This window comes from Actinoplanes sp. NPDC026670, from assembly GCF_040638175.1.
In the GTDB taxonomy this organism is placed as follows: Bacteria; Actinomycetota; Actinomycetes; order Mycobacteriales; family Micromonosporaceae; genus Actinoplanes.
On record NZ_JBEZXU010000094.1, the window covers coordinates 1 to 12,612 of the forward strand.

At 72.2% G+C, this 12,612-nt stretch carries 12 protein-coding genes; 6 read left to right on the forward strand and 6 right to left on the reverse strand.

What is annotated here, in order from left to right; genetic code table 11:
* The coding region (locus tag AB0E94_RS47975; protein ID WP_360341873.1) for an AAA domain-containing protein at positions 1 to 3,075 on the forward strand (3,075 nt) is incomplete at its 5' end.
* A gap of 1 nt (position 3,076) precedes the next feature.
* Here the strand turns inward: AB0E94_RS47975 and AB0E94_RS47980 are convergent.
* A complete protein-coding gene (locus tag AB0E94_RS47980) occupies positions 3,077 to 3,565 on the reverse strand; it encodes a GNAT family N-acetyltransferase (RefSeq protein ID WP_360341876.1) in 489 nt (162 codons plus the stop codon).
* 188 nt (positions 3,566 to 3,753) lie between these two features.
* On the opposite strand from AB0E94_RS47980, the gene AB0E94_RS47985 reads away from it, so the two are divergent.
* Positions 3,754 to 4,254 (forward strand): hypothetical protein, encoded by a 501-nt coding sequence (locus AB0E94_RS47985; RefSeq protein WP_360341879.1) that lies wholly within the window; start codon positions 3,754 to 3,756, stop codon positions 4,252 to 4,254.
* Entirely contained in the window at positions 4,251 to 6,719 is a 2,469-nt protein-coding gene (locus tag AB0E94_RS47990) for a M48 family metalloprotease (RefSeq protein ID WP_360341882.1), read from the forward strand. The genes AB0E94_RS47985 and AB0E94_RS47990 overlap by 4 nt, the downstream gene beginning before the upstream one ends.
* 3 nt (positions 6,720 to 6,722) lie before the next feature.
* Here the strand turns inward: AB0E94_RS47990 and AB0E94_RS47995 are convergent, their stop codons facing one another.
* Positions 6,723 to 7,397: a hypothetical protein gene (locus tag AB0E94_RS47995; RefSeq protein ID WP_360341885.1), complete on the reverse strand. Its 675-nt coding sequence runs from the start codon at positions 7,395 to 7,397 to the stop codon at positions 6,723 to 6,725.
* Between the two features lie 167 nt (positions 7,398 to 7,564).
* Here AB0E94_RS47995 and AB0E94_RS48000 point away from each other — a divergent pair, with 167 nt between their 5' ends.
* Positions 7,565 to 8,788 (forward strand): glycosyl hydrolase family 8, encoded by a 1,224-nt coding sequence (locus tag AB0E94_RS48000; RefSeq protein ID WP_360341888.1) that lies wholly within the window; start codon positions 7,565 to 7,567, stop codon positions 8,786 to 8,788.
* Here the strand turns inward: AB0E94_RS48000 and AB0E94_RS48005 are convergent.
* Positions 8,770 to 9,006 carry a DUF4229 domain-containing protein gene (locus AB0E94_RS48005; protein WP_360341891.1) on the reverse strand — a complete coding sequence of 79 codons (237 nt, stop codon included), beginning with the start codon at positions 9,004 to 9,006 and terminating at the stop codon, positions 8,770 to 8,772. The genes AB0E94_RS48000 and AB0E94_RS48005 overlap by 19 nt on opposite strands.
* A 34-nt stretch (positions 9,007 to 9,040) precedes the next feature.
* On the opposite strand from AB0E94_RS48005, the gene AB0E94_RS48010 reads away from it, so the two are divergent.
* Entirely contained in the window at positions 9,041 to 9,568 is a 528-nt protein-coding gene (locus AB0E94_RS48010; RefSeq protein WP_360341894.1) for a VanZ family protein, read from the forward strand.
* On the opposite strand, the gene AB0E94_RS48015 is transcribed toward AB0E94_RS48010, so the two are convergent.
* The 3 genes from AB0E94_RS48015 to AB0E94_RS48025 all read right to left on the reverse strand — a co-directional run bounded on the left by AB0E94_RS48015 (position 9,544) and on the right by AB0E94_RS48025 (position 11,913).
* Positions 9,544 to 10,065, reverse strand: coding sequence for a hypothetical protein (locus tag AB0E94_RS48015; RefSeq protein WP_360341897.1), 522 nt, complete (start codon positions 10,063 to 10,065; stop codon positions 9,544 to 9,546). The two genes, AB0E94_RS48010 and AB0E94_RS48015, sit on opposite strands and share 25 nt — an antisense overlap.
* A gap of 72 nt (positions 10,066 to 10,137) precedes the next feature.
* Positions 10,138 to 10,797 carry a lytic polysaccharide monooxygenase gene (locus AB0E94_RS48020; RefSeq protein ID WP_360341900.1) on the reverse strand — a complete coding sequence of 220 codons (660 nt, stop codon included), beginning with the start codon at positions 10,795 to 10,797 and terminating at the stop codon, positions 10,138 to 10,140.
* Between the two features lie 300 nt (positions 10,798 to 11,097).
* Entirely contained in the window at positions 11,098 to 11,913 is an 816-nt protein-coding gene (locus AB0E94_RS48025) for an SAM-dependent methyltransferase (protein ID WP_360341903.1), read from the reverse strand.
* Between the two features lie 93 nt (positions 11,914 to 12,006).
* On the opposite strand from AB0E94_RS48025, the gene AB0E94_RS48030 reads away from it, so the two are divergent.
* The gene (locus tag AB0E94_RS48030; protein WP_360341906.1) at positions 12,007 to 12,495 is read left to right on the forward strand and encodes a carboxymuconolactone decarboxylase family protein; all 489 of its coding nucleotides are present in this window, start codon (positions 12,007 to 12,009) and stop codon (positions 12,493 to 12,495) included.
* Positions 12,496 to 12,612 lie beyond the last annotated feature (117 nt).

Genomic DNA, 12,612 nt, shown 5'->3' on the forward strand with positions numbered 1-12,612 from the left:
CTGCCCTCCCCCGCCGCCCTGCCCGACGTGCCGTCGCTGGAGGCGCTGCCCGCGCCGGTCGACCTCGGCGCGCTGACCGCGTCCGACGCCGACGAGCTGGCGCTGTCCTTCACCCGGGCCGCCGAACAGCTGGAGAAGCACCGGCGGGCGGTCGACCGGGTCACCGCCAAGCTGGGCCTGCCGCCGGCGACCTCCAGCCGCGACATCGCCCGGGTCGCCACCGTCGTCGAGCTGGGCGCCCGGCCGCACAAGCCGGAACGGTTCTGGTTCGGGCCGGGTGCGCTGTCCGCGGTGCAGACCGGGGCGGGCACGCTGCGCCGGGCGCTGGAGGTGCTGGTCGGGGCGGAGATCCAGGCCCGGCCCTACTTCGCCGAGGCGATCCTGGCCCAGCCGGTCGAGGAACTGGCCGACCGGTTCGCCAACGTGCACCGGGGCTGGCGCAAGATGCTCGGGGCGTACCGGCGCGACCGGCGGCAGGTGGCCGGGTTCGTGCTGCCGACCGCGCACCTCGGCGACGCGATCGCCCGGATCGGGGTGGCCGTCGCGTGGAAGCGGGCGCTCCAGGACCTGGCGGCGGCCGAACACTCGTACTCGACCGCGCTCGGACGCTACTGGCAGGGGCGGGGCACCGACTTCGCCGCGCTCGACGACGCCATCGCGGTGGCCACCTCGGCGCTGGCCGCGGCCCCGCCGTCCGCTCTGGAACCGGTCCTCACCTACATCTGTTCCCCCGCGCCCGATCCGGTGCCGGTGCAGGTGGTCACCGAGGCCCGCGACGCGTTGCAGCGCTGGCAGGCGACGCTGCGGCCGGCGCCCTACCCGGCGGGCCGGCCGGAGCTGATGACCGGGCCGATCGACGACGCGATCACCTGGCTGCACGAGCACAGCACGGCGCTGCGGGCGGCGGCCGCGACGGTCCGGGCCTACGACACCGCGACCGGGCGCAACCTCGACTACGCCGAGACGGTACGGCTGGCCGAACTGCGCACGGCGGCGGAATCGGCTGCGGCGGCGGCCGGTGGGCGTACCGCCGAAATGCCGGAAACCGATCCGGCCGCGCTCGCCGCGGCCATCGCCTGGGCCGCGACCACCAGGGATCTCGCCGGTGGGCCGCTCACCGAAGCCCAGGTGGCCGCCCTGCGCGACCTGCGACCGCTGCCGCTGCTGAGCGAACGCGCCCAGGAATGGGCCGGGGCCGGCCAGCTGGTGCTCGCCGGGTTCGGCCCGGGACGGCAGGACGAGCTGCGGGAATGCTTCGGCGACTACCGGCGGGCGGCGGCGCTGCTGCGCGACATCCGCGACGACAGCAGCGGCCAGGAGGAGTGGTTCGCCTGCCTGGACGCCCGGGACGTGCTCGCCTTCCACGGCCTCGACGCGGCCGTCGAGTTCTGCGCCGACCAGGGTCTGGACAGCGCGCAGGTGCCCGCGGTCCTGGAACGTGCCCTGCTGCACGGCTGGGTCGACGCGGTGGTCCGGGCCGACAGCCGGCTTCGGCCGTGGCGGGCCGAGGACCGGGACCGGCTGGTCGCCGAGTTCCGGCAGGCCGACGAGAAACTCGCCCTGGCCGCGGCCCGGGAGATCGCCGCCGCTGTCGAGGCGCAGCGGCCCCCGGCCGACAGCACCGGCGCCGGCCTGCTGCGACGCGAGGCGATGAAGGCCGAACGGCAGCTTCCGGTACGCGACCTGATCGCCCACGCCCGCGACGCCGTGCTCGCGCTGCGGCCGTGTGTGCTCGCGTCGCCGCTGACGGTCAGCCAGTCCCTGCCGCCGGACATCGACTTCGACGCCGTCATCTTCGACGAGGCCTCGCAGGTCACCCCGGCCGAGGCGATCAACTGCATCTACCGCGGACGATCACTGATCACCGCCGGCGACGACCGCCAGCTGCCGCCCACGTCGTTCTTCGACAGGTCCTTCGCGGCCGTCGAACAGCACAGCGAGGTCCTCGACTACCAGTCCGTGCTGGAGCTGGCCAAAGCCTGCGGCGCGTTCCCCGGCATGGGCCTGACCTGGCACTACCGCAGCCGGCACCAGGCGCTGGTGGCGTTCGCCAACGACGCGTTCTACCAGGGGCGGCTGAGCACCTTCCCGGCTCCGGCGATCGGCGGGCCGGACACCGGCGTCGAACTGTTCCCGGTCGCCGGCGTCTACCGGCGGGCCACCGGACGCGACAACCCGGTGGAGGCGGAACGCGTCGCCGAACGGATCGTGCACCACTTCACCACCCGGCCCCGGCACACCCTCGGCGTCGTCACGTTCTCGGTGGCGCAGGCCGAGGCGATCGAACGGGCCCTCGACAGGATCGCGGCCGGGCATCCGGCGCTGGAACGGGCGGTCACCGACGACCGGCTGCACGGCTTCTTCATCAAGAGCCTGGAATCGGTGCAGGGCGACGAACGCGACGTGATGATCTTCTCGATCGGGTACGGCTACGACGAGAACGGCCGGATCAGCGCGAATTTCGGCGCACTCAACCGCCCCAACGGCTGGCGGCGGCTGAACGTGGCGATCACCCGCGCCCGGCACCGGGTGGAGATCGTCACGTCGATCCTCTCCCGGGACGTGCCGGAATCGGAGAACGAGGGCATCCGGCAGCTCGCCGCCTACCTGGACTATGTGGAACGTGACTCCGGCGCCGGTGGCCCGGAACCGCTCGAGGAGACCGGCGGTTTCGTCACCTCGGTACTGGAGACGGTCCGCTCCTGGGGCTACCCGGCCCGCACCGGCCTCGGCACCGCGGGCGGGCGGGTCGACATCGCGGTCCGGCACCCGGACGACCCGGAGGGCGACTACCTGCTCGGCATCCGCTGCGACGGGCCCGGCTACCGGGACTGCCCGGCCGCCCGCGACCGGGACCGGCTCAACGACCAGGTGCTGGCCGACCTCGGGTGGCGCCTGCACCGGGCGTGGGCGCTGGCCTGGTACCGCGACCGGGCCGGCGAGGAGGCGCGGCTGATGACGGCGCTGGAACGGGCGGCCCGGTCCCGCAAAGGCCGCACCGGCGCGGTCGAGGGCCTGCCGGTGGACCGCCCGGCGGGCGCCCGGCCGAACCGCAAGCCCGCTGTCCGGCGCTGACTCAGTCGGTCGCCAGGATCGCGTACAGGTCGGAGTCGCGCCAGCCGTCCCGGATGTGGGCGGTGCCGCGCATCCGGCCCTCGTAACGCATGCCGATCTTGCGCAGCACGGCGGCCGACGCCTCGTTGCGCGGGTCGCAGGTGCCGAAGATGCGGTGCCGACCGTACTCGCGGAACCCCAGTTCCAGCAGGCGGCGGGCCGCGGTGGTGGCGATGCCCCGGCCCCACAGGCGGGGATGGACGGCGTAGCCGATCTCGCCGGTACTGGGGCCGTGCAGCCGCAGTTCGCCGTTGCCCACCACCAGGCCGTCGACGACGATCGCGAGGACCTGCCGGCCGTCAGGTGCGGGGACGGAGCTTCGCACGTACTCCTCGGTCTGCTCGAAGGTGTTGGGTCCCCAGCCCTGATAGCGCGACACCTCGGGCAACCTGGCCCACTCGTGGACGGCGGCGGTGTCGTCGAGCGTGAGCGGGCGCAGGGTGAGTTCCATGGCGGCACGGTAGACCATCCGGGCGTCCGGAGCCGGAACGGCAGGTCTGGCCGGTCCGGCAGTGGTACGCCACGCGGTGCGTCGTGTTCAGCCGAACGGACCGAACACGTGAGCGCCGGGCCGCATCGCGACGGCAGCGGGTTAGCTTCATTGCCAGCCGTCACCCACGACCGTCCGAAGGAGACATCGTGGCCACGCCCACCGTCGGCCGACTCGCTGAACGCCTGGTCAGTGAGGTCGCGCCGGAGGAACTGCCCACCTTCGAGCTGATCAGCGACACCTTCTACACCCGGCCCGAGGTGCGAGGCTCGACCGCCGCCAACCTGTTGCGCGGCCCGCGCCCGGGACGGCCCGCCGGCCTCGACCCGGAGAGCGTCGCCCTGGTCACCCAGGTGGTGCTGCTGATCCTCGGCGCGATCGTCAGCGACCGGTTCGTCAAACAGCTCGGCCGGTATCTGCGCGGGGCCCGGACCTGGCTGGGCCAGCGGCGGCTGAGACGGGCGATCCGTTCGGCGCAGACGCCGAACGGGCCGGACACCCCGCTGCCCAAGCTGTCCGCGACCCACATCCGCGAGGTCGGCGACCTGGTCCGATGGGTTGCGGTACGGGCGGGGCTGACCCCCGAGGTCGCCAACCGCCTGGCCAACCTGGTCGTGGCCGCGCTGACCGAGCCGCTGCCCCCGGAATGACCGCGCCGGCGCCCGACCCGTTCCGGCTGCCCCCGGCGACGAGCGGCCGGTTCGTGCTGCTGATCACGTCGACGCTGGCGAGCGCCGCCTACATCTACGCCTGGCTGGCCGACCACATCGATGTGGTCAGCGCCGACCCGGCCACCTGCACCGGGATCGTCCAGCAGCAGGCCGCCGCGGTTCCGGCGAGCCGGCTGACCGACTGGTACGACGACTGCCTGCGCCAGGCCGACATCCGGCTCGGCCTGGTCGTCGCCGCGATGCTGGGTGTCCTGGCCGCCCTCACCGTGGTGCTGTACCTCGCGGTCCCGGCGGTGATCGCGAAATCGTTGCGCCCGATGGCCGAGGCGACCAGGTACGCCGGCACCCGGGAGACAGCCGAGCGGCTGATCGCGACGGCTGCACGGTTCGGCCCGGTGGAGCTGTTCGTGGCCACCGACGGCGGGGTCAGCGGGGGCCGGGCGTTCGGGCGGTTCGGGCGGCACCGGGTGGCGATCGGCGCGGGCGAGTTCCTGACCGGCGGGGCGGACGCGGCCCTGGCCCACGAACTCGCGCACATCCGTAACCGGGACGTCGACATGACCTACCTGGCCATCGCGGTGTGGTGGGCGTTTCTGGGGGCGGCGGCCGTACCGCTGACGCTCGTCGCGATCCGGGCCCCCGGAGACCTGAAGGGATTCGCCTGGCGCATCGCCGTGCTGCTGGTCCTGCTCTGGCTGATCCGATCGTCGGTGCTGCGCAGCCGCGAGTTGTACGCCGACGTCCGCGCCACCCGGACGCTGATCAGCGCGGAGGAGTTGAAGGCGGCGCTCGGGAAGCGGGCCGGCGCGGCCGCCCACACGCCGGTGCGCCGCTGGTGGACCTACCGTAACCATCCGTCCGAGAAGGAACGGTACGAGGCCGTCGACGGCGGGCCGCGGCTGTTCCGGCTGGAACCGGCGGTGGCCGGGGCGATCGGCCTGATGATCGGGTTCGGGTTCACCCCGGCGATCTATCTGCTGCGGCTGTTCGTCCCGGATCTGTTCCAGCCCAGCGTCTGGCTGGTCGGCCTGCTCTTCGGCGGGATCGCGGCGAGTGTGCTCAGCGGCGTGATCTGGCGGTCCACCCTGTACCGGCTGGCCGGTGGCCCGCGGGTCCGGCAGTGGCCGACGGTGCTCGCGCTGGCCGGTGGGGTCGTCGTGGGCCAGATCGTCACTCCGCAGGTGCCGACCGTCGGGGCGTGGCCGACCGTGTTCGCCGCCGATCCGGTCGTCGCGGCGGGTGCGAGCGTGCTTCTTCTGCTGGCCTGCCACGTGTACGTCAAATGGACCTCGCTGTGTGCGACGGCCTGGCTGAATGTGGCCGAGCGCCCGCGGCTCGCCTACCGGATCGGGGTGGCGCAGTCCGGCCTGATCGTCGGCCTGTGGCTGGGCTACTGGTACGCGATTCTCGAACTGGCCGCCGATGTGCCCACGATCGACGGTCTCGCCGTGCCGTTGTTCGCCATCCTGCTGAATCCCGTGCTGCTGCTGTCGGTGCTGTGGGCCTGCGCCTATCCGCTGGTCGCGGACGGCGCCCGGGGGCTGCGCGCGGCGGGTCTCGCGGCGGTCGCGGTCCTGCTGGCGTACGCCGTGGTCCCGATCCCGCTGCACGGCGATCTGCTGGACGCGATGTGGTTCGCCGACGCCCACTGGGCGGAACCGGCGACCGCGCTGGCCCCGCTCGTGTTCCTGCTGGTGGCGCCGGCGGCCGGGCTCGCCGCGGCCGGGGCGTTCGTGGCCGGTGTGGTCGAGGGCGGCCGGGGCCGGGGCGCACATGCGGTGGCGGTCGGCGGCGTCATGCAGGTGATCGTCGGGATCGGCCTGTTCCCGCTGATGGCGGCGCACCTGTCGCAGGCCGTCGGCGACCTCCGGCTGGTGACCACGGCGACCGGCGCGTTCAGCGCGGACGGCGCCGGCGGCACGTGGCTGCTGCTGTGCGGCGGCAGCCTGCTGGTCGGCCTGCCGGCGGCGTTGCTCGGCAGCCTGGTGCGGGCCGCCTTCCCGCCGCCGGCGCCCCGCCCGGCCCCGGTCCGGCGGCGCCGGCGGGTGGTGTGGCGGCTGGCGCCGTTCGTGCTGGCGGCGGCCCTGCTGGCCGGGTTCGGGTTCCAGTCGTGGGTGCTCGCGGCGCTGGGGCTGTCCAATCCGGTGCAGCGGCCGGACCTGCTGGCCACCCATCTGGCCGCCGTCGCGCCCGGCACGGTTCCCCGGGAGCGGGCCTGTGCGGCTCTGGGCGAGGTGGACAGCGCGGTGTCGGTGAACTCGGCGGTCAACGAGGATTTCCTGTTCGCCCAGGCCAAGGCGGTCGCGGTGGCCCAGTCGTCGACCGATCCGTCGCTGCGCAAGCTCGCCGACAGCACGGCCGCGGCGCTGCTGCTGAGCCATACCACGCGGGCGAACCGTGGCCTCTGGCTGATGGGCATGTACTGCGTGTCGGCGCCGGACTGACGATCAGCGGCCCTGTTCGGCTTTCTCCAGCGCCCGGCGGGCGGTCGACAGGGTGAGCTCCCGGTCCGGTGGGAAGGCGGTGGCCTGCGAGACCTGGATGACGAGGTTGCCGCTGCGGATGACGATCGCCTCGGCCCGGACCGGCGGCAGGTTCGGCACCGTGCCGGTCATCTGGAGGCCCGCCGAGGCGTCCCCCATCGGCGCCAGTTCCATCGCCACGACGGTCATCGTCATGGTCTGCCCGCCGGTGACCGCGGTGTAGGCCGGGCACTGCCGGGCCAGGGCGGCGATACCGTCGACGGTGCGCTGTGCCTGCTCGCCGCTGGACGCGGTGATCGTCTCGCCGATCTTCGGGCCGATCAGCCCGCCCGAGAAGTTCACCGCCACGGTGACCGACGGGCCCTCACTGGACGGGGTCAGCGCCGGGCAGCCGGTGAACTCGCTCGACGCCGAGCCGGGTGATGCACCCGGCGGCTCCGGCTGAAGTGTGTAGCCGGGCAGGTCGTCCGCGGTCAGCAGCAGTCTGCGCAGGTCGTCCTGAGTGGGCAGGGAGGCCGCCGGACCGGGCGTGACCGGCGCCGGAGAGTTGACCGGGGCGGGTTCGGGTGGTGCCGGGAGGCTCGTGCAGCCGGTGACACCGAGGACGGCTGCGACTGCCCACCAGGGCCGAGCGGACATGGACGCCTCCTGCGGTCGGAGCGGCGGGGTGGCGTGCGGGCCCAGATTATCGGCGGGCGGAGATCGTCCACATCAGCCGATCGACGAGGTCGTTCCGTCTGGGCGACGCACTGCCGGTCCGTCGGTGATCGTCCATATCGGGCGGAAGCTCACGTAGGGTTTCCGCCGTGATCAGGTGGCCGTTCGCCCGTACCGTGGCCGCTCTTTTGATCCTGGCTCTTGCCGGATGTGACGCGGTGACCGTCCTGCGGGCGCCGGTCTCGCCGGGCTTCTATCCGCACGAGGCGATCCGGCCGTCGGCGGGGCGGGCGGAGATGCGCGACCGGCTGGCCGCCTACTACCGGGACTGGCAGGCGGCGTTCGTGCGGCCCGGGTGCGGTGACGGCACGCTGCGGATCCACTCCCCCGACGCCGCCTATCCGGCGATCGCCGAGGCCCAGGGGTACGGCCTGGTGATCGCCGCGTCGATGGCGGCGCTGGACGCGGGCGCCCGGCGGTTGTTCGACGGAATCCTGGGGTTCGTGCTGGCGCACCCGTCGAGCAACGACGCCGACCTGATGGCGGCCGAACTCGACACCGGCTGCGTGGAACGTGACGGCGGCGATTCGGCCACCGACGGAGACCTGGACATCGCGTACGCGCTACTGCTCGCCGACCGCACGTGGGGCAGCGCCGGGAGCTACGACTACCGGGCTCTGGCGCTGCGGCGGATCGCGGCGATCAAGCGCAGCACCGTGAACCGGGACAGTTCGCTGCTGCTGCTCGGTGACTGGAGCACTCCGGGTTCGCCGCTCTACGGCACGTCACGGACCTCGGACTGGAATCCGGTGTACTTCCGCGCCTTCCAGGCCGCCACCGGTGACCCGGCTTGGGCGCGGATCGGGGCGGCACACCGGGCGGCGGCCGACCGGTTGCAGCGGACGTTCAGCCCACGGACCGGGCTGATGCCTGATTTCGTACGCGGCACGGCCGCCGATCTGGCACCGGTCACCGGCCGGGTCCTGGAGACGTCGCACGACGGTGACTTCGGGTTCAACGCCTGCCGTACGCCGTGGCGGCTCGGCCTCGACGCGCTGCTGTCCGGTGATGCCGTGTCGACGGCCGCCGCCCGCCGGATGACGGCGTGGTTCCGGTCGGTGACCGGCGGCGATCCGGCCCGGGTGGGGTCCGGATACACGCTGGCCGGGACCGGGTACCGCGCGGTCGGCGACAACGCGTTCTGGGCGCCGCTGGCCGTCGCCGCGATGGCCGACCCGGACGCCCAGCGCTGGCTGGACGCCCTGTGGCAGCGGCTGGCCGGCACGAGAGTCGACCCGGGCAACTACTTCGGCGACACCCTGCAGTTGCAGGTGATGATCGTGGTCTCCGGGAACTATCCCTTGCCGGCCTGACGGCGGCGCTCCCGGCGGGCGTCCACCGAGTCGACCACCTTCTCGGTGACTTCGAGGCGCTCGCGGCGCAGCAGGAAGAACGACAGCACCATGCTGACCACGAACGCGATGGCGACCCGGACCACCAGGTCGAGGCCGAACGGCGCGACCGTGAGCACCCCGAGGACCAGCATGAAGTAGAGGAGCCGCAGCCCGAGAAGGCGAAGAACCTGACGCATGCGCCCAGGGTACGGAGGCCGGTAGAGTGCGCTGATGCTCGGGGGCTGGCACGACTGGTTCGGGACGATCACCGGTGTCGTGGTCATCACGGTGTTGTCGCTTCCACTGGCGGGACTGGCCGTCTGGGCGCTGGCGCGGCGCCGGGGTTCGTGGCGGCGGTCGCTGGCCGAGGTCGGGATCGTCTACGGGACGGTGCCGTGGCTCTGGATGATCCTGCTGCCCGGCGACGAGGCCCGGGTGAGCCTGGTGCCGCTGCGTGACCTGTTCACGGTGCTGGCGGCCGGGCCGCTGACGATCACCGTGCAGATCGTCGGGAACCTGCTGGTCTTCGCGGCTCTCGGGTTCTTCGGGCCGATCCGGTTCGCGGCGCTGGCGTCGCTGCCGCGGGTGCTGGCCGTCGCGGCGGCCGGATCGGCGCTGGTCGAGGCCGCGCAGTACGTGTTGCAGCTGGACCGGGTGACGTCGGTGGACGACGTACTGCTGAACACCGCCGGGGCGGGACTGGCCGCGCTGGCGTCCCGCCGCTGGTGGACGGTTCAGAGCCCGGCCGCGCTGTCGTAGCGGCCGCGCAGGTCGGTCATCTCCGGCTCGGTCAGTGCCTCGGTGACGGCGAGCTGGGCGTATTTCGCCGGGAACATCTGGTGCAGCCGGTCGACGAACCGGACGTTCTCGGTGGCCTCGACGACCTGGATCGCGGGCGGGTCGGCGGTCATGTCGATGATCACCGGGCCGGCCAGCTTCACCGCCACGTCCCACGGCATCAGCTGCTCGGCGACCCCGCACATGTGGAATCCGTAGACGGTGCGCACGTCGGCGATCGCGGTGACGTCGGCCGGCTCGAAGCCGTAGACGTGGACGCCGCAGATCATCTCCGCTTTCGTCTGCTGCGGGTTGTGCCCGGCGTGCTGATGGGTGGCCGGGTCGGCCTGCTCGAGCGTCGTGCGCATCCGGGACGTCAGCTGTTCCCGCAGGTCGGGCTGCTCCTCGGTGACGTTCAGGGCGACCGCGCCGGCCGACACCGCGATCAGGGCCGCGGCGGCCCACACATAGCGGTGCATCGTTCGTCCTCACTTCGAAGGCATGGTGGGCCTCCGGCCCGGGCGATCAAACCCGAGCCGGAGGTACGGGGATCAGACGAAGTTGACGTCGCTGCACCACATGTAGGCCTGGTCCTGGTGCGAGGCCTGCCAGATGACGAACAGGATGTGCTGCCCGGTGTAGCCGGACGTGTTCACGGTGAACGAGATGTTCTGCGCCGGCGCGTACTTCCCGGTCTGCGTGATGAAGTCGAGGTTGCCCCAGCCGAGGCTCTGGGTGGCCGGGTTGAACCCCTGCTTGCTGACGTAGACACGGAAGTAGTCAGCGCCGTGGCTGGCCTGGTCGTACAGCTGGACGGTGAAGGTGCGGGTCAGGTTGCCGGTGGTCTTCCAGGCGCCGACCTTGTTCAGGCTGTCGTTACGGGTGAGCCCGTTGCTGCACAGCTGACCGTCGGGGGTGCGTGCCTGGAACTGACCGCCGAGCCCGTCGCGCAGGGCGCTCATCCAGTTCCACATGGTGTCGGGGTTGGCCTGGAACGCCTGCCAGCACATCGGGTCCTGGGTCTGCATGGCCGGGTTGGTGTGCTGACTGCCCCAGGTCTTCCAGCACTGGTAGGCGCGGGACTGGGGGTTGATGATCGTGCCGTGCGCCTGGGCCGTTCCGGTCCAGGGCAGGACGCTGAGCAGCAGGGTGAGCACGACGAGCGCTGCCTGGACGGGCCGGCGGGATCTGTGGGCCACGTGTGGGGGCACGGTTCGTCCTCCATTCTTCGGTATTCCGGGGATATGGATGGGGATCTGGGAGCGCTCCCGACAGCATTACATCCATGTTTCCGAAATATCAACCGATGTCTATGGAGGTGGCACACTTTCCGCCCTCACGCCCCGGCCGCGTGCCGACCTACGGTCCGATCCGGACCGCACGTCACCACACGACGCGGACCTGCCACCAGCGTGGCCCGCAGCGGTCCGATTCACGCCGTACATCACCACGCGACGCCGACCCGCCACCAGCGTGGCCCGCGGCGGTCCGCACCCCGCCACACATCACCGTCAGCCGACGCGGGCGACCGCCCCGTAACCGGTGGCCTCGGCCGGGGTGGGCCGCGGACCAGGCTGCGGCCGCCAGTCGGACACCGAGACGATCCCCGGCTCCAGCAGGTCGAGGCCGTCGAAGAAACGGGACACCGCGGCCAGCGGGCGCGGCGAGAACACCGGTTTGATGTTCTTGTTCACCGCGTCCATCGCGGCGATCGTCTCGGCGTCGAGCGGATCGAACGTCGCATGCGACAGCACCAGGAAACTGCCCGCCGGCAGGCTGGCGACCAGACGCTGGACCACCGCGTACGGATCCTCGTGGTCCTCGATGAAATGCAGCAGCGCCACCAGCAGCAACGCGACCGGCTGAGTGAGGTCGAGGGTGTCACGCAGGGCCGGGTCGGCCAGAATCTGCTCCGGATCACGCGCGTCAGCGTCGATGTAGGCGGTGGCGCCCTGCGGCGAACTCGCAAGCAGAGCGCGGGCATGCACCAGCACCAGCGGGTCGTTGTCGACGTAGACGATCCTCGACTCGGGGGCGATCCGCTGCGCCACCTCGTGCACGTTGTCAGCGGTCGGCAGGCCGGTGCCGATGTCCAGGAACTGCCGCACCCCCGCCTCGGCCGCCAGGAACCGCACCGCACGCTGCATGAACGCCCGGTTCTCCCGGGCCGCCGTGCGAATGTGCGGGAACACCGCGGCGATCGCCTCGGCGGCGTCCCGGTCGGCCTGGAAGTTGTCCTTGCCACCGAGCCAGTAGTCGTAGCGGCGCGCGGGATGCGGCTTCGTCATGTCGATGCGGGCCGCGAGGTCCGATCTGTCGGTGCTCACCAGGATCTCCCAGAAGTCCGTGACACGAGGCCGCCGATTGTATCGACCCGTTCGGATGTCGACGCCGGGCCCCGGCGCATGATGACGTGAGGCGTGCCGCACATCGATCTTCCACCGCTGCCCGGAATCGCCGGCCTGCTGGCCGGCTACCCGCAGACCGCCGAACCCCTCAACAACCTCGCCGAGACCCTGCTGCGGGGCCCGTCACCGTTGTCCCCCGCTCAACGCGAGACCATTGCGGCGTACGTGTCCCGCCGCAACGAATGCACATTCTGCGCCGAGACCCACGGCGCGGTGGCCCGGCAGCTGGGCGCGGACGAGTCGGATCCGCTGATCGTCGCACTGCTGGCCATCGCCGACCGGGTCCGCGTCGACGGCCGCTCGGTGACCCCCGACGACATCACCCGGGCACGGGCGGCCGGCGCCGACGACCGGACCATCCACGACACGGTCCTGATAGCGGCGGCGTTCAGCATGTTCAACAGATACGTCGACGGCCTGGGCACGCTCACTCCCACCGACCCGGCCATGTACGAGCGGCACGCCCACAACCTGGCCACGAACGGCTACTCAGGCCGGTAGGGGTCCCCGGCCCGCCCGCGAACGAGTCACGGACCCGGTGGTCGGCGGTTGCGGGCCGACCACCGGCCAGATCGACAAGCCGTCGCCGGGACACGCCCGGAAGACCGACCTAGTCCG